22 protein-coding genes are annotated in these 25357 nt (G+C 44.6%); 15 read left to right on the top strand and 7 right to left on the bottom strand.

Annotated elements, in window-relative coordinates:
- Positions 1–312 precede the first annotated feature (312 nt).
- The 7 genes from ST42_RS00170 to lptB all read right to left on the bottom strand — a co-directional run bounded on the left by ST42_RS00170 (position 313) and on the right by lptB (position 11343).
- Positions 313–1842 (bottom strand): peptidylprolyl isomerase, encoded by a 1530-nt coding sequence (locus ST42_RS00170; RefSeq protein ID WP_042518334.1) that lies wholly within the window; start codon positions 1840–1842, stop codon positions 313–315.
- Between the two features lie 91 nt (positions 1843–1933).
- Entirely contained in the window at positions 1934–3412 is a 1479-nt protein-coding gene (gene guaB, locus ST42_RS00165; protein WP_022316683.1) for an IMP dehydrogenase, read from the bottom strand.
- 981 nt (positions 3413–4393) lie between these two features.
- Positions 4394–6571 (bottom strand): DNA helicase RecQ, encoded by a 2178-nt coding sequence (recQ, locus tag ST42_RS00160; RefSeq protein ID WP_044071789.1) that lies wholly within the window; start codon positions 6569–6571, stop codon positions 4394–4396.
- A gap of 107 nt (positions 6572–6678) precedes the next feature.
- The gene (clpX, locus tag ST42_RS00155) at positions 6679–7929 is read right to left on the bottom strand and encodes an ATP-dependent Clp protease ATP-binding subunit ClpX (protein ID WP_022316689.1); all 1251 of its coding nucleotides are present in this window, start codon (positions 7927–7929) and stop codon (positions 6679–6681) included.
- Between the two features lie 17 nt (positions 7930–7946).
- Positions 7947–8612, bottom strand: coding sequence for an ATP-dependent Clp endopeptidase proteolytic subunit ClpP (gene clpP / locus ST42_RS00150; RefSeq protein ID WP_022316690.1), 666 nt, complete (start codon positions 8610–8612; stop codon positions 7947–7949).
- A 117-nt stretch (positions 8613–8729) separates the two neighbouring features.
- Complete coding sequence (gene tig, locus ST42_RS00145) at positions 8730–10088, bottom strand: trigger factor (protein WP_044071788.1); 1359 nt, start codon at positions 10086–10088, stop codon at positions 8730–8732.
- A gap of 439 nt (positions 10089–10527) precedes the next feature.
- A complete protein-coding gene (lptB, locus tag ST42_RS00140; RefSeq protein WP_042518328.1) occupies positions 10528–11343 on the bottom strand; it encodes an LPS export ABC transporter ATP-binding protein in 816 nt (271 codons plus the stop codon).
- 953 nt (positions 11344–12296) lie between these two features.
- Here lptB and ST42_RS00135 point away from each other — a divergent pair.
- The 15 genes from ST42_RS00135 (at position 12297) to ST42_RS00065 (ending at position 25167) form a co-directional block, all read left to right on the top strand.
- Positions 12297–12650, top strand: a complete 354-nt coding sequence (locus tag ST42_RS00135; protein ID WP_156139260.1) for a hypothetical protein — start codon at positions 12297–12299, stop codon at positions 12648–12650.
- 403 nt (positions 12651–13053) lie between these two features.
- On the top strand, positions 13054–13275 hold the full coding sequence (locus tag ST42_RS00125) for a DUF6140 family protein (protein WP_044071781.1): 222 nt from the start codon (positions 13054–13056) through the stop codon (positions 13273–13275).
- Positions 13275–15488, top strand: coding sequence for a PH domain-containing protein (locus ST42_RS00120; RefSeq protein WP_044071778.1), 2214 nt, complete (start codon positions 13275–13277; stop codon positions 15486–15488). The genes ST42_RS00125 and ST42_RS00120 overlap by 1 nt, the downstream gene beginning before the upstream one ends.
- Positions 15489–15554: 66 nt before the next feature.
- Entirely contained in the window at positions 15555–15776 is a 222-nt protein-coding gene (locus tag ST42_RS00115; RefSeq protein WP_044071776.1) for a DUF6140 family protein, read from the top strand.
- 13 nt (positions 15777–15789) lie between these two features.
- Positions 15790–16536 carry a hypothetical protein gene (locus ST42_RS00110; RefSeq protein ID WP_044071773.1) on the top strand — a complete coding sequence of 249 codons (747 nt, stop codon included), beginning with the start codon at positions 15790–15792 and terminating at the stop codon, positions 16534–16536.
- A gap of 15 nt (positions 16537–16551) precedes the next feature.
- Entirely contained in the window at positions 16552–16962 is a 411-nt protein-coding gene (locus ST42_RS00105; RefSeq protein WP_044071770.1) for a GIY-YIG nuclease family protein, read from the top strand.
- 81 nt (positions 16963–17043) lie between these two features.
- A complete protein-coding gene (locus ST42_RS00100) occupies positions 17044–17394 on the top strand; it encodes a hypothetical protein (protein ID WP_044071767.1) in 351 nt (116 codons plus the stop codon).
- A 4-nt stretch (positions 17395–17398) separates the two neighbouring features.
- Complete coding sequence (locus ST42_RS00095; RefSeq protein WP_044071765.1) at positions 17399–18070, top strand: hypothetical protein; 672 nt, start codon at positions 17399–17401, stop codon at positions 18068–18070.
- 4 nt (positions 18071–18074) lie between these two features.
- Positions 18075–19169 (top strand): hypothetical protein, encoded by a 1095-nt coding sequence (locus tag ST42_RS00090; RefSeq protein ID WP_044071764.1) that lies wholly within the window; start codon positions 18075–18077, stop codon positions 19167–19169.
- An 11-nt stretch (positions 19170–19180) separates the two neighbouring features.
- On the top strand, positions 19181–20704 hold the full coding sequence (locus ST42_RS00085) for an AAA family ATPase (protein WP_044071762.1): 1524 nt from the start codon (positions 19181–19183) through the stop codon (positions 20702–20704).
- A gap of 629 nt (positions 20705–21333) precedes the next feature.
- Positions 21334–23301, top strand: a complete 1968-nt coding sequence (locus ST42_RS00080; RefSeq protein WP_197068892.1) for a hypothetical protein — start codon at positions 21334–21336, stop codon at positions 23299–23301.
- A gap of 445 nt (positions 23302–23746) precedes the next feature.
- Positions 23747–24310 carry a hypothetical protein gene (locus tag ST42_RS00075; protein WP_044071756.1) on the top strand — a complete coding sequence of 188 codons (564 nt, stop codon included), beginning with the start codon at positions 23747–23749 and terminating at the stop codon, positions 24308–24310.
- Position 24311: 1 nt separating this feature from the next.
- Positions 24312–24686: a hypothetical protein gene (locus tag ST42_RS00070; RefSeq protein WP_044071755.1), complete on the top strand. Its 375-nt coding sequence runs from the start codon at positions 24312–24314 to the stop codon at positions 24684–24686.
- Positions 24687–24706: 20 nt separating this feature from the next.
- Positions 24707–24832 carry a hypothetical protein gene (locus tag ST42_RS14415; RefSeq protein ID WP_262503189.1) on the top strand — a complete coding sequence of 42 codons (126 nt, stop codon included), beginning with the start codon at positions 24707–24709 and terminating at the stop codon, positions 24830–24832.
- A 17-nt stretch (positions 24833–24849) separates the two neighbouring features.
- The gene (locus ST42_RS00065) at positions 24850–25167 is read left to right on the top strand and encodes a hypothetical protein (RefSeq protein WP_044071754.1); all 318 of its coding nucleotides are present in this window, start codon (positions 24850–24852) and stop codon (positions 25165–25167) included.
- Positions 25168–25357: the final 190 nt, after the last annotated feature.

Raw genomic sequence — 25357 nt, 5'->3', positions numbered from 1 at the left:
TTGGGTTAAAAATATACTATTGGGCAAAGGTACATATAATATTTCATCTATCACTCCGCTTTTAATCTTTTTTATTCCATGTTATGAAATAATCTCGACGTCTGCGATATGATTTAAGGCAGGATGTGGGTGTGGGATGGATTGGAAAGAGAATCTCCGAACATTCTGCAACAGAAAAACGCCGTGGCGACTTCTATGTGAAATCATGCCACGGCGTTATTGCTGTTTATCCCCTATCGGCAACCATACCGTTTTCGGTGCATCCTGTTTCAAGACTCGTCGTCATCAGAAACAGGTGTTAAATTTTCTGCATCAATGCTTGTTTACGGTTTCAAGCACCTCCTTATTTACAACTACAGGATACTTCTTGCGGAGCTCTGCTATCCAGCGCTCTTCGAGCAGGTTCTGGTAGTCGGCGATGACAAGGCCCTTCACGTCCTCATACTCCTCCGGACCCTTCTTCAGAATCTTGCCGAACACATCGTCGATAGGATAATCCTTGAGCGACTGCACAGTAGTGTCTTTCTTGAATACCATCTTGTCTACGAAGGCATTGTCGCCCTTCTTGAAGATTCCCTTCTCCACACGGATGCGGATAACGGAGTCGTTGTTGAATGTGGTGCGCAGCTTGTCTGCCCACTTGCTGAAGGCAAGACCCTTCACACAATCCTTCACTGCCTTCTGGTCTTCTACGTTCTTCACGTGGAATGCCATACCCTTGAAGCGAGGCTCCGACCATGCGTAGTTCTTCTTGTGCTTCTTGAAGTAAGCGGCAAGACCTGCCTCGTCTTTGGCTGCCTTGTCCCATACGTTACGGTTGCTGATCTCAAAGAGCATCAGTCCGTCGTGATACTCACGGATGAGGTTCTTCAGGTCATTGTCCTTGGCTGTCAGCTCCTCTGTGCGCTGGGCGAGCACCTTCTCTTTGGTCAGTGCGCCCTTTGAATTCTTCACAATGTTGGTCACGCTGTCGGTGGCTACCTTCATGCGGACGTTTCTCGACTCAAGGAACTTCATGATGTTGGTTCTCAGGCTGTCGTATGGCTCGAGCTGCTTGCGGTCTTTCATATATATGATATGATAGCCCACGGAGGTGAGCACCGGCTTCGACATCTCGCCGACCTTCAGTCCGTATGCAGCGTTGTCAAACTCTGGCAGTGTCTGACCAGGAGAGAGCCAGTTCAGTTCTCCGCCGTTGCGGGCAGAACCCGGGTCCTGAGAATATCTCCTTGCGAAATCAGCGAACACCTTCTCGAATTCCTCCATGCCTACCGGTACGGCCGGCTCGGTGACCTTGATGGTCTTCTTGCCCTTCTTCACGGTCTTCACAACCGGTGCAAGAGGCTTAGGCATCTTGGAGAGGAGCACATTATAGATGGAGTCTGCACGCTGTGCAGCCTCAGTCTTCTGCTGGTCTTTGGCGTCTTGAGGGAGATAGAGCAGGATGTGCATAGGACGAATGAGCCCCTTGTCACCGATGCGGTCTTTGGTGTCCTGATACATCTTCTTTGCCTCAGCCTCAACGGCCTCGTCGCTGGCGAACGACGGCAACACCTGCTGGTCGCGGTAGGAGCGGAACTCCTTCTTGAAAGACCGCAGCGTGTCCACCTTGGCGTCGTATGCCGCAGCGACCTTCAGCTTATAGTTGATAAACAAATCCACATAGTCAGCGACGCTCTTCTTGTCGATGACGCCCTCAGAGTTGTTCTTGTTGTATGAATACTCAAACTCAGAGCGTGATACCGGCTGCCCGTTGATAGTCATTATCGTCGGGTCGTTTTGCTGTGCGTGTGCCACTCCGCTAACAAGCAGCATGGCACAGAACAATGATTTGAATTTCATCTGTTTTCTGTATTGTCTTTAAGATATTATGGCATGAGGTCTACTGTAAACGGTAAGACCTCACGCCATGTCGTGTAGTTAATAATAATGTTTATTCTGGACGTGAATAGTTTGGAGCCTCGCTTGTGATAGAGATGTCGTGTGGATGACTCTCAAGCACTCCGGCGTTTGTGATACGCACGAACTTGGCTGAATGGAGATCGCTGATAGTGTTGGCTCCGCAATAGCCCATACCTGAGCGCAGACCACCAACGAGCTGATAGATAACCTCCTGCAGTGTTCCCTTGTATGGCACACGACCGGCGATTCCCTCCGGCACGAGTTTCTTCACATCCTTGGTGCCAGCCTGGAAGTAGCGGTCCTTCGAACCGTTCTCCATAGCCTCGAGGCTACCCATTCCGCGGTAGCTCTTGAACTTACGTCCGTTGAAGATGATTGTGTCGCCAGGGCTTTCCTCTGTTCCGGCTACGAGCGAACCTATCATCACTGAGTATCCACCGGCAGCAAGTGCCTTCACCACATCGCCCGAGTAGCGCAGACCACCGTCGGCAATCAATGGCACTCCTGTTCCCTCGAGAGCTGAAGCCACATCATAAACGGCACTCAGCTGAGGCATACCGACACCAGCCACGACACGTGTGGTGCAGATCGAGCCAGGACCGATACCTACCTTCACGGCATCAGCACCATTGTCAACAAGCATCTTGGCAGCGGCTCCTGTAGCCACGTTGCCCACCACGATGTCAACATTAGGGAATGATTTCTTTGCCTCAACGAGCTTCTCAATAACATATTTAGAATGTCCGTGAGCGGTATCGATGACGATGGCGTCAGCACCGGCATTCACGAGAGCCTGCATGCGGTCGAGTGTGTCTGCCGTAACGCCCACGCCGGCTGCAACGCGCAGACGGCCCTTATCGTCTTTGCAAGCCATTGGCTTGTCCTTTGCCTTGGTGATGTCCTTGTATGTGATGAGTCCCACGAGGTGGTTTTCACTGTCCACAACTGGGAGCTTCTCAATCTTGTTCTCCTGCAGGATGTTTGCTGCAGCGGCAAGGTCGGTCTTGATATGTGTGGTTACGAGGTTCTCCGATGTCATCACCTCGTCAACCTTGCGGTCGTGGTTGAGTTCAAAGCGGAGGTCGCGGTTTGTGACGATACCTACGAGATGGTTGTCATCATCGACTACCGGAATACCACCGATATGATATTCTGCCATCATATCGAGGGCCTCACCGACTGTGGATCCACGGCGGATGGTCACAGGGTCGTAGATCATACCGTTTTCGGCACGCTTCACGATTGCTACCTGTCTTGCCTGTTCCTCAATGCTCATGTTCTTGTGGATCACGCCGATACCACCCTCTCGTGCGATGGCGATGGCCATTGCCGACTCTGTTACGGTGTCCATGGCAGCCGTAACGAATGGTATGTTCAAATCGATGTTACGCGAGAACTTGGTTTTCAACTCTACTGTGCGTGGCAGTACTTCTGAATAAGCTGGGATTAGGAGGACGTCGTCGAAGGTGAGACCGTCCATTACAATTCTATCTGCAACAAATGATGACATAATTTGTATTTAAAAAATTTATTGCGTGCAAATTTACTGTTTTTTTTCGATACGATAAACTCTTTTGCCAGTTTTCTGATAGCGTTAAAAATATTTAACCCAAATCGGTCGTTAGGGCTTGCTTGGATTTTGATTTTTTAGAAGAGTGGATTTTGTTTGGCTTTAAATGAGTAATAGCGAGCTATTGCGAATTAAAAACAGACAAAAGATACCTTATAAAAGCAAAAGATAGCAAGCAGTTATAAAATACTACCTTTGAACGGCCTAATGACCGATTTGGGGTTTAATTCGGACTCGTAGAATCTGATGTTTATTATAAGCAGACGAGCAGACAAACCTTCTGGTGAGAACGCAATCTCCACATCCATTTGTCTCCTCGCCTGCTTCTCTATATGTCTCGGCAACCAGCATCTCCCCTACGGGGGAGAACGAGAGGGGGCTGATGTTCAAATCATAATCGTCAGACTACTGTTACTGCTGACTTTAGCCCCCACCTAACCTCCCCCGTAGGGGAGGGACTGTATGTCCGGAACTGACCATCTGTGAATGTCCGGAACTGACTATCTGTGAATATTCGGAACTGACTATTAGTAATTCACCTCCTCGCCCGCTTCTATATATACGTTTTGGCAACCAGCATCTCCCCTACGGGGGAGAACGAGAGGGGACTGATGTTCAAATCATAATCGTCATACTACTGTTACTGCTGACTTTAGCCCCCACCTAACCTCCCCCGTAGGGGAGGGACTGTATGTCCGGAACTGACCATCTCTGTATATTCGGAACTGACTATCTGTGAATATTCGGAACTGACTATTAGTAATTTACCTCCTCGCCCGCTTCTATATATACGTTTTGGTAACCGGCATCTCCCCTACGGGGGAGAACGAGAGGGGGCTGATGTCTGTAGTGTTGAAAACTGTACCGGCCCTTTCGAAAGGTAAGGATGGGTTATCCTACAGGGGAAGCACTGTCTCCCACTTAGTTCGCCAACTCAGAGAAGAACTTTATCCTGACGAGTCTCACCTCATCCTCGGTATAGTCCTCGCCGAGTTCGTCCATTGCCACTTCCAGGTCGTCAGTCTCGCTCTCGCGGAAATATTCGTATATGTCGTCGATATGGTCATCGTCCATCACATCCTCAAGGAAGTAGTCGATATTGAGCTTCGTTCCACTGTATACGATTGCCTCAATCTCAGTGAGAAGGTCCTCAAAGTCGATGTTCTGTGCATCTGCAATGTCGTCGAGCGGCATCTTGCGGTCGATGCTCTGTATTATCTTCACCTTCAGCATAGACTTCTTCGGCACGGTGCGTATTCTCAAGTCCTCAGGTCTCTCGATGTCGTTCTCCTCGCAATGGCGCTTTATCAGGGCAATGAATTCCTTGCCGTAGCGGTGTGCCTTGCCCACACCGACGCCTGGGATATTCACCAGTTCTTCGAGAGATATCGGATATACCGTAGCCATCTGCTCGAGCGAAACATCCTGGAATATCACGTATGGCGGGATGCCCAGCTTGCGGCTCGTGTCTTTTCTCAGGTCCTGGAGCATGGCAAAGAGTTCCGGGTCGAGCGCCGCCGTCTGTCTCTCGCCAACCTCATCGTCGTCGTCTTCGCTGAACTCAGCGTCTTTCACCACCATGAAGGTGTACGGGTTATTGATGAAATCGAGTCCGCCCTTAGTAATCTTCAGCACTCCATAGTTCTCCACGTCTTTCTTGAGGAAACCGGCGATGATAGACTGCCGGATTACGGGGTTCCAGATCTTTATGTCGCAGTCTTCGCCCTCTCCGAACTCCGGCAGCAGGTCATGCTTGTGGTCTTTTATGTCGTCGGTGTCGCGGCCCTTCACGAAGTCTATCACGTAGTCTGAACGGAAATCCTCCTTCAATGCCTTCACCGCCCTGAGCACTATCACCGTCTCTTTCGTGGCATCTATCTTCACCTTGGGATGCAGACAGTTGTCGCAGTTGCCGCAGTTGTCCTTGGGATAATCCTCACCGAAATAGTGGAGCAGCATCTTGCGTCGGCATACTGACGATTCGGCATACGCCGCTGTCTCCTGCAGCAGTTGTCTGCCGATGTCCTGCTCCGCCACGGGTTTGCCCTCCATGAATTTCTCCAGTTTGTGAAGGTCCTTGCGTGAATAGAATGCTATACATTTGCCTTCTCCGCCATCGCGTCCTGCCCTACCCGTCTCCTGATAGTAGCCTTCGAGGCTCTTCGGTATGTCGTAGTGTATCACGAAGCGCACGTCGGGCTTGTCTATTCCCATGCCGAAGGCTATGGTGGCTACGATGACGTCGATCTTCTCCATAAGGAAATCGTCTTGCGTCTTCGACCGTGTGGCAGCGTCGAATCCTGCATGATAGGCTGCCGCCTTGATATTGTTCGCCTGGAGCACGGCGGCAAGCTCTTCCACCTTCTTGCGCGACAGACAGTATATGATACCGCTCTTGCCGCTGTTCTGACGTATGAACTTCACGATGTCGCGGTCAACGTCCTTTGTCTTCTGCCTCACCTCATAATATAGGTTCGGACGGTTGAAGGAGTTCTTGAACTCTTTGGCCTGGGTGATGCCGAGGCTCTTCTTGATGTCCGTGCGCACCTTGTCGGTCGCCGTTGCCGTGAGGGCTATCACGGGGGCATTGCCTATCTGACCGATGATGGGTCTGATGCGTCGGTATTCCGGACGGAAGTCGTGGCCCCATTCCGAAATACAGTGTGCCTCGTCGATGGCATAAAACGAGATCTTCACCGACTTCAGGAATTCCACATACTCCTCCTTGGTCAGCGACTCGGGAGCCACATACAGCAGCTTGGTCAGTCCGGATCGTATGTCTTTCTTCACTTGGTCGATGGCAGCCTTGTTGAGAGAGGAGTTCAGATAATGTGCCACTCCCGTCTCTTCGCTCATGCCGTTTATCACGTCCACCTGGTTTTTCATCAGCGCTATGAGCGGCGACACGACAATCGCCGTACCTTCCATCAAGAGCGAGGGCAGCTGGTAGCAAAGCGACTTGCCGCCTCCCGTAGGCATGAGCACGAAAGTGTCGTTGCCGGCGAGCAGGTTGCGGATTATCTCCTCCTGTTCTCCCTTGAAGCTGTTGAAACCGAAATAGTGCTTCAGTTTTTCAGTAAGATTAACATCATTAGTCATATAACAAGCTGTTTCCTTATTATGTCTCATTCCAATGCCGGCGACAGCATGCAGACATCTGTGGTCCGCACCTGCCGTTGGCATCGTGTGTTTTATGAATAGTTCCTTTAGTCTGTCTCGAGTTTCTGCAGATGCGCCTTGTCGAGCTGTGACTTGGCGTAGTCGAGAGTGACCGTGAATTCCTTCACGTTCTCCGACGGCACGTCGAACATGGCATCCATCATCACGCTCTCCACAATAGAACGGAGTCCGCGTGCACCGAGTTTATATTCCATTGCCTTGTCAACGATGAAGTCGAACACGCCGTCTTCGAATTCCAGCTTTATGCCGTCTATCTCGAAGAGCTTCTGGTATTGCTTCACGATGGAGTTCTTTGGCTCCACGAGAATAGAACGCAGGGCTTCCTTGTCGAGAGGGTTGAGATATGTGAGCACCGGCAAACGGCCGATAATCTCTGGTATCAGTCCGAACGACTTGAGGTCTTGCGGAAGGATATACTTCATCATGTCCTTCTTGTCTATCTTCTTCACGTTCTGCACGGAGTTGTATCCCACCACGTGTGTGTTCAGTCGCTGGGCTATCTTGCGCTCTATGCCGTCGAACGCACCGCCACAGATGAAGAGGATGTTCTTCGTGTCGATATGCACATAGTCTTGGTCGGGATGCTTGCGACCTCCCTTTGGCGGAACGTTGACCATCGAACCCTCGAGGAGCTTCAGCAGACTCTGCTGCACTCCCTCGCCGCTGACGTCGCGGGTAATCGAAGGGTTGTCGCTCTTGCGGGCTATCTTGTCCACTTCGTCGATAAACACGATGCCCCGCTCTGCGAGTTCCACATTGTAGTCTGCCACCTGCAGCAACCGGCTGAGGATGCTCTCCACGTCTTCGCCCACATAGCCTGCCTCGGTGAACACCGTGGCATCGACGATGGTGAACGGTACATCGAGCAGCTTGGCTATGGTGCGGGCAAGAAGGGTCTTACCGGTACCGGTGCTTCCCACCATGATGATGTTGCTCTTCTCTATCTCCACGCCGTCGTCGGTGGGTGCCTGCTTGATTCGCTTATAGTGGTTGTATACCGCCACGGAGAGATAACGCTTCGCCTCGTCCTGTCCGATGACATACTGGTCGAGGTAGTCTTTTATCTCATGGGGCTTTGGAACTTCCACGGAATCCCAGGAACTGAAATCGTGCTTATCCTCACCGTCGTCGTCCAGCAGATGGTTCGCCTTGAGGATGTCGAATGCCTGTGCCACGCAATGGTCGCAGATGTAGCCGTTCATACCCGAGATAAGGAGCTTCACATCGTGCTCCCCTCTGCCGCAGAAGGAACACACCTTCTTTTTTCTTTCAGCCATATCTTCTCCCTACCTTATTATTTTCTTGTAAGCACCGTGTCAATCATTCCATATTCACGGGCCTCTTCTGCCGTCATCCAGTAGTTGCGGTCGGAGTCGTTCCACACCTTGTCGTATGGTGTGTGTGAATGGTTGGCGATTATAGTGTAGAGTTCTTTCTTGAACTTCATGATTTCCTTTGCCTCAATCTCGATGTCGGATGCCTGTCCCTGCACTCCGCCTAGCGGCTGGTGTATCATCACGCGGCTGTGGGGCAGAGCGGAACGCTTGCCTTCGGTTCCCGAAACGAGGAGCACTGCCGCCATCGACGCTGCCATACCGGTGCAGATGGTGGCAACATCGCTGGAGATGAACTGCATGGTGTCGTAGATGCCGAGACCTGCCGTCACGCTTCCGCCGGGACTGTTGATATAGATTGAGATGTCCTTGCCTGAATCTACTGAATCAAGATACAGGAGCTGTGCCTGCAGTGTGTTGGCGGTGTAGTCGTTCACCTCAGTGCCGAGGAAGATGATGCGGTCCATCATGAGGCGTGAGAAAACGTCCATCTGGGTAACGTTGAGCTGGCGCTCCTCCAGAATGTAGGGGTTCATGTATTGAGCCTGTGTCTTCATCACATCGTCGAGCACCATACCACTCATTCCGAGGTGCCCGGTAGCGTATTTTCTAAAATCGTTATTCATATATTTCTTATGTGTTCTGATATAAAAAAAAGAGGTTATCCACCTTTTCTTATACAAAGATAATAAAAAAGTAGATAACCTCTAATATATATCAGAGATTTTTTTAATCAAAATCTATTATTCGCCCTTCATCATCTCGTTGAACTCGTCGAGAGTTGCCTCCTTCGGAGTGAGCTTCACTACATTCTTGAGTGTTGCAACGAGCTTGCGGTCGATGCTGCGGTCAACGAGTGAGTCTACGAACTCCTTCTTCTTCAGCATGTCGTTGGCATAGTTCTCGAGATACTCCTCAGGAACGTTTGTCATGCCATACTGAGCAAACTGAGCGCGGGCTGCCTCCTTGGCTGTCTCCTTCAGGTCGGCGTCGTCGATCTTGATGCCGTTTGCCTCAACGAGCTGCTCGCGAACCAGGTGCCATGTCAGCTCCTTGATGCTCTGTTCGTAGTTGTCCTCAACGAACTTCTCGCCCTTGTCCTTGTTCTGGGCGAGCATGAAGCGCTTGAGCAGTGCGTCCGGGTACTCCAGCTTACCTACCTTCTCCTCGAGATACTTGCGCAGGTCAACGAGGAACTTGAAGTCGCCGTCGTTGGCGAGCTGCTCCTTCAGACCCTCTGCGATCTTCTCGCGGAATGCCTTCTCGTCCTTCACCTCATCCTTGCCGTAAACGGTGTCGAAGAGCTCCTGGTTCACCTCTGCCTTTACGAAGCGGGAAATCTCTGTCACCTGGAAGCTGAAGTCAGATGTGAGGTCTGCCACCTCTTCCTTCTTCATCTTGAGCAGTGAAGAAACCTCAACGTCGCTCTCCGGGTATGCCTTCTTTGGGTTGAAGGTGATGATGTCGCCGAGCTTGCAGCCCTCGAAGAGCTTCTTCTGGTCTTCCACCTTGATATAATCCGGCATGAGGACAGCGCCCTCTACGGTGATGCCGCCTTCCTTGGTGTTGCCGTTCTCGTCGAGCTCGCGGATGTCGCCCTTGAGCATATCGTTTGCCTGATACTCCTCTGCCTTGTCGTAGTGGCCGGCACGAGAAGCGAACATATCGATCTGACGGTTCACGAGGTCGTCGTCAACCTTGATTGTGTAGTAGTCGAGAGTATCCTTGTCGGTGAGCTCCACCTTGAACTCTGGAGCTACGGCGATATCAAAATTGAACACGTATGGAGCGTCCTTCTCCAGGTCTACAGGCTCCTGACCCTCGTTTGCCATTGGCTCGCCGAGCATCTTGATCTTGTTCTCGTTTACATACTTATAGAGCTCCTCGCCGATGATCTTGTTGATCTCCTCAGCCTTAACGCCCTCGCCGTACTGTCTCTTTATCATGCCCATTGGCACCTGTCCCGGACGGAAACCTGGCAGCTGAGCCTTCTTGCGAAGGTCTTTCAGTGTCTTCTCAACTCTGTCCTGGAAATCTGCAGTCTCCACTGTCAAGGTCAACAGTCCGTTCACCTTATCTGGATTCTCAAAAGAAATCTTCATTTTTCGTTATTCGTATTTTATATGATTATTATTTTTCTCTGTCTCTATCGCTTTATATACCGAAGGTCACCAGCGACCTGCCGCCTGTCAGCAGCCTCTCATTGCCCTCGCCCATTCGCCCCGTCCCTTCGTCCGGCACCAGTCCCTTATGAAGGTTAGGATGGGTTTCTCGTCCATTCGCCCGGTATCCAGTTCCTTCCCCTTGGGAAGGTTAGGATGGGTCTCTCCCATTCGCCCGGTAACCAGTTCCTTCCCTTTGGGAAGGTTAGGATGGGTTCCAGGTCTTTATGGGTTCCAGGTTTTTATGGATTCCATATATATAATAATGTATGGCCCGCAACCTGTCGATACAAGAGGGGCACGCACACTAATGGCTTGCAAAATTAATTATAAAAGGTGTAAAGACCTAAAGTTTTGGAATTTTTAACAAACACAGGACTTACTCCCTTCTCGCTCTCTTCCTCTCGTCCACCTCCTGGAAGTTCTTCTGACGAAGTTCGAAATCCACACCGAGATATTTCTCCCTAACGATGTCGTTGGCGGCAAGCTCCTCCGGACTGCCCTTGAAGAGGATCCTGCCCTCGAAGAGCAGATAGGCACGGTCGGTGATGGTGAGCGTCTCCTGCACGTTGTGGTCGGTGATGAGAATACCGATGTTGCGGTATTTCAACTGCCACACCACATGCTGGATGTCTTCCACGGCGATCGGGTCAACGCCGGCAAACGGTTCGTCGAGCATGATGAACTTTGGGTCGATGGCGAGACAGCGGGCTATCTCCGTGCGGCGACGCTCTCCTCCCGAGAGACGGTCGCCGAGGTTCTTGCGCACCTTATGCAGGTCGAACTCGTCTATCAGCGTCTCCAGTTTGGCAAGCTGCTCCTTGCGGGTAAGGTCGGTCATCTCGAGCACCGCCATGATATTGTCTTCCACACTGAGTTTCCTGAACACGCTCGCCTCCTGGGGCAGATAGCCCACACCGGCACGTGCTCTTTTATACACGGGATAGGAGGTGATGTCCTTGTCGTCGAGATAGATATGACCGGCATTGGGCACAATGAGTCCGGTGGTCATATAGAATGAGGTGGTCTTGCCGGCACCGTTCGGACCGAGCAGTCCCACGATCTCGCCCTGCTTCACGCTTATCGACACGTCGTTGACCACCGTGCGCTTGCCATACTGCTTCACGAGGCCTTCGGTGCGCAGCACCATTCCCCCGCTCTTGTTCTCCTTCTTTATATTCTCGCTGTCGCTCATTATATAGTTTGAATATCGTTATGTCTTTCCGTCAGCAGCATCCCTGACTCGTGTCGCCACTCGCCGTCCGCCACAATACAAACTGCAAATATACCCAATAATTTACAAAAAGAGCCTCTCCCACCCACATTTCCTCTCCATCTTAATTCTTTTTAACCCCTATCAATCATTAGGGCTTGAATGGAATTTGACTTTTAAGGAGTGATGACTAATCCGTGATTCTCGGATATCGGTTTTGTTACTTTACTCTGCATATCGACATCAGCCCCCACCTAACCTCCCCCGAAGGATAACCCATCCTGACCTTCCCCATGGGAAGGAACAAGTTTCTCTGCAACTGATCTTCAGCCCCCACCTAACCTCCCCCGAAGGGGAGGGACAGATGGTCTTGGTTCGTCTCAAACAAGTGGACAAGCAGGATTCTGCTTAAGCCCAAACGGAGTTTGCCATATCGGGGACAAATGGGCAACATCCGTGCAGCTACCATGCCCAAGTGGGGCAACGTGCTTGCCCATGTTGGGCAACGTGCTTACCCAAAGTGGGCACGCTGCTTACCCCGGATGGGCAGATTTACTGTCAGAGGTCTGCCCAATAAGCTAACACCAAACGGTCATTAGGCCATTCAATGTAATATTTTATAACTGCTTGCAGCCTTACGCTTTTCCTTTCATCAGCCAACCATCCAGACAATTGCCTGACAATCGCAAAACAGTCAACTACCTGCTTATCAGGATATTACGGTGAAAAACCAGACAATCTGACAGTTTTTGAAAAATTCCTGTTTTTACTGAAAATCAGCGTATATGTGCATCTTTTACTCATATCTGTCACAGCAAATCAATATTATTTCTATCCGCCCATCATTTTTCCTCCAGCTATGTCATCTTTTGGCACCCATAACCTATACCTTTGCCGTCGCGACATCAAACAGCACCACCATGACAATAAAACCCATGTTACGCAAGATACTCACCAAAGTGATAAAACTCTTCTGTCTCTTTATCATGACAGCAATCACAAGCGTATGCTACTTCGAAATCGGACATGACAAAGGATGGCCACGAGCCGACATCATGTACTCCCACTACCACAAGACCGTTGCCGGCATCATAGCCCACATCCCCTCCCCTGCCAATACGATAGTCAATGGCTTCGACGACATCAGTGACAAAATGAGACTCATCACGCAGCGACAAGAGTACCGGAAACCAGAAAAAGAGGAGCCGACCAAGATTTTTCAATGGAAAGATGAGGATTATCCGAAACTTTTACTACATTTGCAAATGGAAGGGCAGCAACAGCGTTAGGCACAAAATCCTAAAGCTGGCAGCCCCGGAAATGACGCAAGAAATCTTGTGGACGCGAGCAAGCAAATAAGGGTGTACCAATATAACTTGTGTGCACCGTGACGGTTCTGTAAGTTGAAATCTGGTAAATTTGAACTGAAGTAGAAAAGAACTGGAATTTGTTTGAGCGAGTCTGCACCATGATATGGTGTAGGCTCCTCTTTCATATCCTCTTTTCTACGGGTTTTACCAGAGCCTAACTTACAAGGGAATATCGAGAGAAGGAGTCTACGCCTTTCTTTTCCTCTATGAACCATTATGAACTTGTACGGGTCAAGGCATCTGATTATCTTTGCAAAAGAAGATACATATCGTACCTTGTCCCACCACATCGATACGTCAAACAACTTAAAACTTACAGCCTATGAGTAAAGTTTTTCAAGTAAGGCCGAAGCGCATCAAGCGTTCCAACGGCACCGTACTAACCCCCGATATGGTAGTGACGGTAACCACTCAGCAGCACACCACCACCCCATTCTACAACGGCGCCAAAGAGCTTCAAGAAGTCTACATGCGCATCTACGCCTTCGACTACAAAAAAGCATGCTGCAACCAGAATGATTTTGAATTTAAGAAGTTGGACTAATGGGAATATTTAATTCTAAAAATTTGAAGAAAGCGGTCAATATGGTCGCTTCATCTTCGCCAGTCTTATATGCGTTATCACAAACTACTGATATCGTGGATAAGTCTATGGATGTAATAGACAAAAATCTTAATGGAGGTAAAAACTGGAATTTCTCAAATGAACCAATAGACGATGTGGCTAAAGCGTTTATGAATGGCGTAAAAGAGAAATATATAGTTTGTATGATGATAAATATTTCAGATACAGACAAGGCTTCTGTTCGAGAAAATTTTTGCATAGATATAGATGAGCAAATACTGTTCTTCAATGACACTTCATTCTTCGGAAATAGGAATCAAGGCTTAGTCATTACAAATAAAAGGCTTGTTTGGATTCCTAATAATGATGATGGAGACGTATATTCTTTTGCATTTAATGACATTGAGAGAGTTGAATATCGCGAGATGCGAATCTATCTATGGGGATATGGAAATGACGAGGATAATGTACCTTTGCCATTGCAAAATTTCTTTAGTTTTAATGGAGAGACTTCTGCCGTTAAAACTGATGCTCAAAAAATAGCTGCCGTGTTAAACAAGATGGTTACTGTTGCAGGGCATGAAGAGGAGACAACCCCATTGGAAGTAATAGAATCTTATTTGGATAATAATGAAGCGGATAAGGCAATTCAATGTATAAACGAAATCTTGTCATCTACCGATTTTACAGATGAAGATGAGACTAAATCAATTTATTATTATTATTTGGGACTGGCGTATGCACAAAAAATGACAGAACAATTAGATGTTGATATCGCAGCTGGCTCGGAGCAATTCTCAGAAGAAGTAGATCGTTATGACGGTGCTATGAACAGTGCGTTTAGAGAGGCGCTTGCACATTGTACAGATGATGAATTCCGTTGTAAAATATATTATCTTAATGCTTTATATTGCTTAAATCAATTACAAGGAAGACAAATGGCATTAGCAGCCATGGAATCACCAGATTTTGAGATTAAGCAAGAAGCTAAGGATATATATATGAATACAACTAAACATCTTCCTGCTTATTTTACACAAATAGACTATAATACGAGAAAATTTATATTTGTTCTTGGAACAGAGAAACAACTACCTGGTTGCTATGATAAAGATGGGAACATACAATTCGTGTTTACATTAAACGATCTTCCTGCATCAATCCAATTCCCTGTTGGGCATCCGCAAGCCAACACTTTATACATTGGTCATCCGTTCAAACCAGCAACGTATCTACCATTTGAGAATGCAACAGAGCAGTTGTTCATGGAAAGAGTACATGAACTTTGTTATTTGGGACAATGTCTTGGAGCTAATGAAATAAGAATTAAAAGATTACGTGGGTTAGATACAGCTTCTTCAGAAGCAAAGCAGTTGGATGTATCCGGAGAATTAGATGTTAAAGCCGTTAATGTGGGGGGAAGTTTTGGTAGAAATAATGCTGCTCAAAATAGTTATTCATCCAAGGATGGAATGGAGATGGTTCAGACGTATTTACCAACAAAGCAGCCATATTGCCCAGACGATTTGGTTTGGTTAGACTCTGAAACTTCTTGGCAGGCTTTGGTAAAGCAAAGATTGAATGGAAATATATTGTCATATTCTTTGCATCTGTCTTCTTCGGAGTCTGTAAGCATGACTTCAAGTAAAGTCCTGTCTGTCAAAGCATCTTTTGAATACCTTGTCACAAAGGTAAGTGGAACTTATGATGCCAAAACAGACAAGACCTTTAGTAAGACAGAAGAGATAGAATGGGAGATAGATATGCAGTTCAAGCCTTTGCTGGATTTTGAGGGCGATAATGTAAATGCCCCTAATGGTCAGGCAGTTGCTCAGATTGCTCAAACACAGAAAACTAAATTGTCAGAGGACGAGTTGGCATATAAGGAAGAAGTAGAGTTCTGTTTGGAAGATGCGTCTGAAATAGATGCTCATTCTCGTAAGTTCTTGGAACGTAAACGTCAGAAACTCGGATTGTCAGAGACGAGAGCGCAAGAGATTGAGGACATGGTAAAGGCTTCTTTGGTATCTTTTACCGATGAAGAAAAAGAGTACATGGAAGCTCTTGATGATGTTATTGAAGATGGAGTAATTCCAAATAATGTCCGTAGATTATTGGAGCGTGAAAGAAAATCATTGGGAATCTCTGAGGAACGTGCCAAAGAATTGGAAAAAATAAAATGTAAAGCATAATAATGATACTCCAATTAATTGTGTAAAACTTACTACAACTAATTGGAGTAATATAACGAATTGATTATGAGTAAAGTTTTTCAAGTCAGGCCGAAGCGCATCAAGCGTTCCAACGGCACCGTACTAACCCCCGACATGGTAGTGACGGTAACCACTCAGCAGCACACCACCACCCCATTCTACAATGGAGCCAAGGAGGTGCAGGAAGTATACATGCGCATCTATGCTTTCGACTATAAGAAAGCATGCTGCAACCAGAATGATTTTGAATATAGGAAGTTAGACTAAAACCAAAAGAATAATGGATAATGGATCTAATAAATGGAACCAGGTAATGATTGCAGCTATGGCTGTTCCTGGGATAAAGGTGAATAGATCTTCCTTTTTACAAGAAGAACTATCTAACCGTCATATTGACCAAAACACTATAAGTTTGTGTATACAAGAAAATCCAGTTAAGCATTTGGACATCGCTATGCTTGATGCTATTGCAAAAGCTTGCATCAAGAATCATACGATAAAGGTTACTTCTATATCTGCTGCAGTTGGAATTCCTGGTGGGTTTGCTATGTTAGGAACTCTACCAGCAGACACAGCACAATACTATTACCACGTATTAAAAGTTGCTCAGAAATTAGCCTACATATATGGATATCCTTCTTTATTGGATGAAAATGGGAATCTGACAGATAATGCTATCAATGTATTGACTGTTTTTGTAGGTGTCATGTTTGGTGTTTCATTAGCCAATCAAACATTGTCTAAAATGACAAAGGCTTTAGCGGAGCAAGTTGTTAAGCGTATACCTCGTATGACTTTGACCAAGACTGTTTGGTACCCTATTATTAAGCAGATTGCAAAATGGTTAGGTATAAAGGTAACAAAAGACAGTTTTGCAAAGGGAGCAGCTAAGGTGGTTCCATTTTTAGGAGCAGGGTTGTCTGGGGGATTAACATATATAACATTCAAGCCACAAGCAAACCGCTTGATGAAGCATTTGCGTGAGGATAGTATGGTCTTTGCTTCGGTAGAATATAGTGCAAATTAAAAATATAAGAACAATATGATGAAAGGATTATATTGTCTACAAAATGCAATAAAATGGTATGAAGATAGGTTTTGTGTGCGTTTTACACCGACAGTAATTTATGCTTTATATCCTAAAGAAGAAGAATATGGTTGGCCGCAACCTTGGCCAAATCCTGATTCTGCAGGAATCTATATTTTCTTAGATTCAAATAAGACCATTGTGTATATAGGAAAAGCAAGTCAAATGGGGGCAAGGCTTGATCATTATTTTGGATATGGGGAAAATGGTAAATGTATCTTAAAGGATAAACGTGTTGATGATATTTCCTATGTTCAATGTTATTCTTGTAGCCAAGAAGAACCCTATGCTTGTCTTTCTCTTGAAGAATATTTAATATCAGAAATGAATCCTAAATATAATAAAACAGGAAGAACGGAATGGTAGTAAAAAACTTGTTCCTTATGATAATTGAAAATATTACCTCAAGCAGTCTAATTTCTAAACTTAATCTTGTAAAGAATTAATATGGCAAAGAATTTCGACGAGATTCTGACTTCAATGTTAGAACAATTAGAAAACAATCCTGACCAGGATATTGAGGTGCTGGTTAAGGGTGAGTGTGAGAAAATGGGAGTTTCGGAGGAAAGCATGGCATTACTCTCTGAGACTAACGAGTATATTGATGGCTTTGCAGAGAAAATGGCTGCACTGCAAAAGGCTAAGGAGGAAGGCAAGTCTCGCAAGCAATGGATGCTTGAAGAGATGGACAGAATATTGGAGGGACGCGACGAGCAAGAGAAGGCAGAAATCGTCTCTGCCATTTCTGATGCTGGTGAGAATGTGAATAATGAAACCTTAAACGAAGAGGAGGACTAAGATTATGAAGTTTATTGCATATAACGAAGATGAAGGTCGTAATGAGTTTGTTTCTCATGTTGAAGGTGAAAGTCGCAAGTATTCAGCTCTCCAGTCATTGTTGTCTGGCCGCAAATTAGAACAAGAAGAAGTAGAGAGCCTTAAAGAGTTCAAGGAGGTTCAGCAATTCCTGGATTCCCCTGTAGGTGATGCTTCTGAAGCAAAGTTGAAAAAGGTATTTGCAACTGCTATTATAATAGCTAATGAGCAAGGAACATTACCTTTTTCTATTGAAGACAAAAGTCCGATTGCTATTGCGAGTGCTGTTGACGAAGGTCTGAACCGTGTAAAGCTTTCGTATAAGCTTGCCAATGAGGATTTGGATGCTATTGAAGTAGCAGACAAATTGATTGATGCTACGGTGGCTCGTGTTGTAACAGTTGCTGATAAAGTTATAGAGCGTGGAGTACCGGTAGTATTGAACCGCGTTTGTGATGTAATAGCAAAGGTATATCCTCCTGCTTCGGTATTCGTTCCAGTTATAAAGAATGCAGAGAAGTTTATCGTAACTGCTGCAAAAGCGGCAGTACGAAAAGGATTGAACTATGTAGCAGAAGGTGCAAAAACGGTAGTACGTTCTGTTGCTAAAGGTTTAGATAAAGCACGTAAGAAACTGATTTCTTGGTTGGAATTATAATATTATGCGCATAATAGCTAAAGCCAAACCGATAAGAATAAGAATAAAATCAGGCGGGGAGGAACACTTCTCGCTTGATTCTTTGCGTCAGAACCTCAACGTACAAGATTTGTGGCCATTGATAAAGGATAATCGCCTATCGAGATGGTTGAGACAGTTGGGAGAAACTGAATTAGCACATTCTGTAGAGTCTTTAATAAATGAAGAACTTGATGAACATGCATATTTTTATGTGCTTGAACTATTCTTGAAAGAACGATTCGATAATTCTCAAATTCATGATATCTACTCTCTGTTTGGGTATTGGCATGATTGCGAAAAAAGAACGCCTAAGAATTATGATTCTTTACGTAAGTACTTGCTTAGCCAATATGAAGGTGCCAAGTTTATATTTAAGCAGTATTCTGAGGAGATTTCTGATGGTGAATGGTGGGATGTATTCAGTAAATACAAAAATAAGGAAGACCCTGAATTCTTGTTTAAACAAGGAAAACTTGCATTTGAGGGATTTACAAAAAGTGATGGAAGTAACTTCGACAAAGACCTCGTGCGTGGCAAAGAACTGATAGAAAAGGCTGCAGAACTTCACAATCAAGAGGCTATAGACTTTGTGAAATCTAATAAATTTGACGTGGCTCGAAAGTTGGCTATGTTGACTCCTGAAGCAAAAGAAAAAATAGATAATTTAATTTGTAGATGGAAATCTGAAAAAATAGGCTTTATAACGAAAAAAACAGCTTATGATGAGGAAATAGTTCGAGATGTCAAGAAATTACTACAGGAATTTACCTCATTATGGAGTACTTCTGTAATGCTTGATTGGAAAGCTACTAGAGCTGAAGCAGAAGTTAAATATGATGACCTTGATGAATCGGATGTGTTTTTCAAGGAACGTAAGTTTGTCCTAGACTTAGTACGTTACTATTATAGTAAAGAAAAATCTGGTTTGTTTGTGAAGTTAGCAGAAGATTATCATTACCCATTAGCACAATATATGATTCATCGTCCTATAGACAATCGGATAGATGGTTTCGCTTTTGCTAAGTCATCTTTTTCTAATCAGTTGGGCTTCATCGTTGACCATTTGTTTAAATATTAAAACCTTGCGATATGAACAAGAAGATTATATCTGATTTTCAGAAGATGATAGATGTCAATACACCTATTATCTATATCAACGATTATGATTTTGTCCGTATAGATGAAATCATAGAGGAGATTGTTGGCAATAGCAAGGTGTTTGAATGGAATCCTGCAACTGGTACTACCAACTTCAAGACAAAGGAATGTCAAGGATTAGGAGATAAAGACACATTGGAGTTTTTCTTGAAGGAGAAGTATACTGTTGAATCTAATCTCAAGGAAAAGTTCTTGGTGTTGAAGGATATTCAAGATTTTATAGAAGAGCCGGCAATCAAGACTTTGCTTCAGTTGATAGCTCAGCGTAAGTTGTATGACAGGGAATATAATACAACCGTCATTATAGTCTCCTCTATTCTAAATGTGCCACAAGAATTGGAGAAGTATGTATCTTATTTGGATATTCCATTCCCAGAAGAAGAGGAAATCAATCAGCTCATAGACGAGCATATAGAGGTGAACTGCTACGACAATTTCAAAGATGAGGACAGGAAGAAGCTAATGCCGTCTTTGAAAGGAATGACAAGCTTTGAGATTGACCGAATGCTTGATATGGCGATGAGCAGCAACGGCTCGTTGAGTGCAGAGGATACGGAGATGATTCTTCAGCAGAAGAAATCGATGGTAAAGAAATCCGGGTTGTTGGAACTGATTGACACTCCTGCGTCTCTGGATAGCATAGGAGGCATGAATGCCCTGAAGGATTACCTGAAGAATAAGTCAAGGGTGATTACAGACTTGCCAAAGGCTCAGGAATTTGGAGTGTCAATACCTAAAGGTGTCTTTATTGTTGGTATGCCAGGCTGTGGAAAATCACTTTGTGCAAAGGCATCAGCAGCATTGTTTAACACACCTTTGTTGAAACTTGACATGGGCAGTATGATGGGAAAGTATGTTGGCGAGAGTGAAGGCAACTTACGTAAGGCTATAAAGATTGCTGAGGCTGCTGCACCTTGCGTTCTCTGGATTGACGAGATAGAGAAAGCCTTTTCGGGTGTCGGTGGCAACAACGACATTATGACACGTATGTTCGGGTATTTCCTCTCATGGATGCAGGAGAAGCAGAGTAGCGTTTATGTTATTGCTACAGCCAACAATGCAGACAATCTGCCTCCAGAACTGAAGCGTAAAGGACGCTTTGACGAGATATTCTGTGTTAACTTGCCGAATAAGGAAGAGCGAAAGGCTATCTTCAAAATCCATATTGGTAAAAAGAAGAAAAGCCTTGACGAAACGGCATTGAATTCTGTCAGTCAGATAACCGACGGCTTTAACGGTGCAGACATTGAGTCGGTGGTGAACGAAGCAGTGGAGAAGTGCTTTATAGACAGTTTGGAGAATAAAGGTACGACTCTTGATGAGCGACTTTTGAAGGATATCGCAAGCAAGACTATAAGCATTTCCAAATCCTGCAAGAAACAGATTGAGAACATGAACAAAGCATTCAAGGAGAATAATTTCAAGGATGCAACAACTGGAGAAATAACAAAATAAAATACAGGAATAATAGAAGGTAGGTATGGCGTCTGCGCCATACCTATATATATAACATTAATAACACATAAATCGTATCATACGATGGATAGAGGAATATATAAATAGTGACTGTGAATTAATTCATCAGACACTAATTAATCAACTTGTGGCAGATAGCTGATATAGCCTTAATTATATATAAAAAGTCCACGTAACCCATCTTATAATGAAGTAAATTGCCCATATTTGCATATTATAAGTGAGATTAAGGCAATGACAAAAAAGGAACGACTATTAGTTTTTGCAGATTTTAACTGGCTCGAAAAGCCTGAACTGGTAGGAGCATTGCCGTTCACCTGTTGCGACGCTGTATGACAGATTGTCTAAAAAAACATTGTTGAAGTCATCTGCAATACGGAAATAATCAGTAACTTTGTCCTCAGTGACTATAGCGATTAATACTTACAAGCTTTTGATATTTAAGAATTTAAAACAGCAATAGTATTCGTTAGAAAATAAAAACAGGTCACTTACATTTCATCGACCCCACGTCGTACTAGTCAAATAAACCACAGATGGATGAACAGGCAAAAAAATATATAGACAGTCAGTCATCGAGCTTCTATAATACATTGCTGAAAAGATGTATGGGGAGAGGGCATAAAAAGACAAAGTATCTTTTCAATCCTCGGATAACCGAGGAATGGAGAGAAGGAGGGACTTTGGTAGTTGGCATCAATCACTGGTGTAAGCAAGAGGCGTGTGAGCATTATGCAGACTGTGTTCTGAACAGCAACAGCAGGAAGTATGACAAAATATGCCAATGGGCAGTCAGTGAAGTGGATGATACGACAGGGTATGACTTGCGGTATACCACTTATGAAGCCTTCAATTGCTATTTTAGTGGTTTTATGGGTTATGAGTCTTTCAAGGAATTCCTTCTCTATATAACCGGAACACAAGACTGTATGGAACCAGAGGAGCAGAAAAGGTATTGGAATAATCTTGCGTTCTATAATTATATACAGCATTTCACGAAAATGAGTCTTACCCATACGAGTATGTATGGCGTTAAAGAAGCATTGGCGGTAAGGGAGGATGAAGACTTCTGTGCTTTTTTGGATGTTCTGCACGACCTGAAACCCAAGCTCGTTATAGTATGGCATAAGGAAATAAAGAACCTTCTGCTACGGAAGATAAAAGAAGGAAAATTTCCTGTGGGGAGAAGCCTGCAGCTGGTTGATGATTTAGGTATTCCGACAAGGAGTATGTTCAGATTTGTGTATCAGGACAAGGATTCACAAACGTCAGAAACGTCAATCGAGCAGCTGATAAACACTATGGAACAGAAGTATGGGCGATTGGCTGGTTTCTCGACAGAGCAAATCGTCTTGAGACTACTGAGGTGGAGTATGTTCAAAACTGAAGAAGACTTGACTTTGCTGACCCAACTGTCTGTCCGTGCAGATGACTTGAAGAATATGCTGGAGCTTGTTGAGGGTTTTGTCTGGAATCCGGATGTGCTTGACTGTCTGGTTCGTCGGATACAGGAGCATCTGGGTATTGCAGCAGTCTTGGAGAATGTGCCTTATAAGATTCTGCATTATAAGGAAAAGGACATCGTATATTCCAATGTGCTGCTACAGCCGAAGGTCAAGATGCAGGTGCGTCCTCTTGTTGGCGTTTATCCGCAAGACTGCTCCCATTATTCCTTGAAGAAATATGAGGAGAAGGATCTGTTGGCACTGACGGGGCTTTCTTTCGATGGGCTCCGCAGCAAAATGTATATTGAAGAAAGCGTTGTGGCACAAGGCTTTATCATTTATATAGACGAGGAGCATCCTGCTTCAGAGGCTTTCTTCAAGCACCTCTTTGAGGGGAAGTATGAGAAAGAGGGCTTTTCTATGATAATGATGAAATGCAGTCAGGAAAATGATAACAGATACCTTGAGATTCTTAAAGCGTCGAACAGGCTGCACACCATAAAATCGATGGCAATAGGAAATGATGCCTTCCTATATATAAAGCTGTTCAACAAGTCTATAGACAACAACCAAGTTATAATCGAGGATAAAGAGCATCGCATATATAACAGCAGACTGAATAGTCTACTTCCCTTAAAACTTAATGACAGCAGTTCTGACAAAATTGAATTGGAGCGTAAGGATACCGTGACGGGAAACCAGAAGGCTGCTATGGAGAAACAGATCAAACAACTGATAAAAGAAAAGATAGAAGCAGATGACAGAACTATAAATCGTCTGACAATGGTCATATATTTTGCATATAGAAGCGGTTTGCTGTCAATAGAACCCGACAAAACGATAGCCTATAAGAAAAGCTTTGGTCCTAAGGCATGCTACAATCTTTTCTGTCGTGGAGTATATGATGATAAGGTCTTGAGTGAATATAAAGGAAAGAGAGAGGATGTCATAAAGAGTATCTTCAATCATTCGTATGTTACTAAAGTGTCTTGTTCTAAGACCCAAGCAGACTTAGAGGAAAAAGGCTTGAAGAATCAGGTCGAAATAATCGAATTATGCCTCAATTCAAAGAAAAAGGCAGATTTTGAATTCCTTTTAGAAAGGAAGCAAGTAGAATCTAATCGTATGTAATTGAATATCAACAATTAATAAGATATTCGGATAAAATAAGCGTGGCAAGTTTTTTTGAATTTGCCACGCTTGCTTTATTCTTTATACTTTTGCACCAGAAAGAAAGAACAAAGTGACGACTCTAATATGACAGCAATATCCACATGAGAGTTTCACTTTAAGTAAATAACAATAATAAAAGAACAAAGAAATCATGACATAACAAATAAATCAATAGCAAATGAGATTCTTCACACCTTGCAAATGTGGAAATTTGATTAGGGGCGATACTGAAGAAGATTAGTTTGTAAGTCAGATACATAATGATATTAGGCTTCCTACTATCTTGATAGTTTCCCCCGGGTCTTTTCCACAACCAGCAAGGAACTAAAAGGGTAGTTGGAAGCCTACCTGTATTTATACCAAATGGTTTCCGAAGGTAATCAACAAATAAAAACAAAAGATTATGATACAAATAATCCAGAAAGAACAAGAAATCACAAATATGTTTCTTGAAGACACAGCTCAAGGCGATTGGGTCATCAAGCTTGGCAAAGCCGACTTTGAAAAGGTATCCATCGGCAGAAAACCGATAATTGCCGTAAAGGCGGAAGACGACAAAAGCATAGGAGAACTGTCAGAAATAGCTTTCGACGAGATAAAAAAGACGGGCTGCAAGCCTGCATACTTCATCGTGATACTATCGTACAGACAAGACGAAGAACTCATGATGCAGGAATTGTCAGGGTTCAACGATTGTGTTTCCACCTATATCGACAAGGATACGGATTTAAAATGGAGCGTACAGTCGCTAGACGATATGCCATTCAAACGCAGAATCACAATTATCGCATTCGCGCAAAACCATCTGGCAGAGGATAAAGAGAAGAACCCGAAACAGGAAAACTATTGGAGAAAGTTGTCAAGAGAGATATCCGAACGCAACAAAGCGAAAAGGGCGGAGAATCACACGACATCCACTTGCCCTGATATCAATTCAGATTTTACTAACAATCAAAATAACGACTAATATGGTTACCGTAAGAAACAAACAAGAGTTAGAGGTGGCGTTGAAGAACAAGGCTGATTCAATAAGAATCGAAGGTCCATACGCCAAAACATTTGCAAGAGCTATCCGTTCAAAAAGAAAGAAAGCCAAGGCAGCAATTGGATTAGGAGCTTTAGCCTTGACAGGCGGTATAGCCGCTGCCCCGTTTACTGGTGGCACTTCTTTAGCAGGGAGTGTTATGGGAGCAACAGCTATGGGACTTACTATTGGAACAGCAACCATAAGTGCTGGAGAATTGGCAATGATCCTTGGTTTCGCGGCCTACGCTCTCTACAGGAAATATACTATAAAAATTGAAAAAGGGGATAAATCTATAGAAATGAGTCCCTCTAGATAATAACAATAAAAAAAATATTTATGAAGAAAAAAAACAATAATCTTTCTCAAAATGAGGCAGATACGTTTCTAACTTATGCCAAAAAAGTGTTGGATCTCATTGTGGTCATGACTGGCGGAAAACCTTCTTTTGGGGGTAAGAAGTAATCAAGAAAGGGTATGCAATGAAAATCAAAAAGAACAAGAAGTTGTCAGGTTGCCTCGTTAGTGAGGCAACTTGCAGGAAACGGTTTGGCAAGGAAATAGCAGCTTCGCTTTTTAAACTGATAAAACAGTTGGGTAAGATTGTAAACATGAAGCAGCTGTTTGAACTTCCTGGACATTTCCATAGACTAAATTATCTGCCTGTAGGTGGTATCTATGCAGTTACGCTTAAGCATCCTTTCAGATGTATTATGCGACTGGATATTGCAGCTTCAACCATTACTATAGAAGATATTTGTGACTATCATGGACATTATGGAAAATTATTCAGGAAATGAAATCGCTTATCTAAAATGGAGGCTATTATGAACGAAAAAGACATGAAAATCTTAGACAATCTAAGGCGGCGTGGCAGGATTTTCAGGAATTCCTGTTTTTAAGTCTGCCGACACTGTTGATAAGAATATATACTAATTCTCGAAGAGTATATAGGTATGGCTTCTGCGCCATACCTATATATATAACATT

It is taken from the genome of Prevotella pectinovora, from assembly GCF_000834015.1.
GTDB classification, from domain to species: Bacteria; Bacteroidota; Bacteroidia; order Bacteroidales; family Bacteroidaceae; genus Prevotella; species Prevotella pectinovora.
The sequence above is the reverse complement of the archived record's forward strand: the minus strand, read 5'-3'. Positions and strand labels throughout refer to the sequence as shown.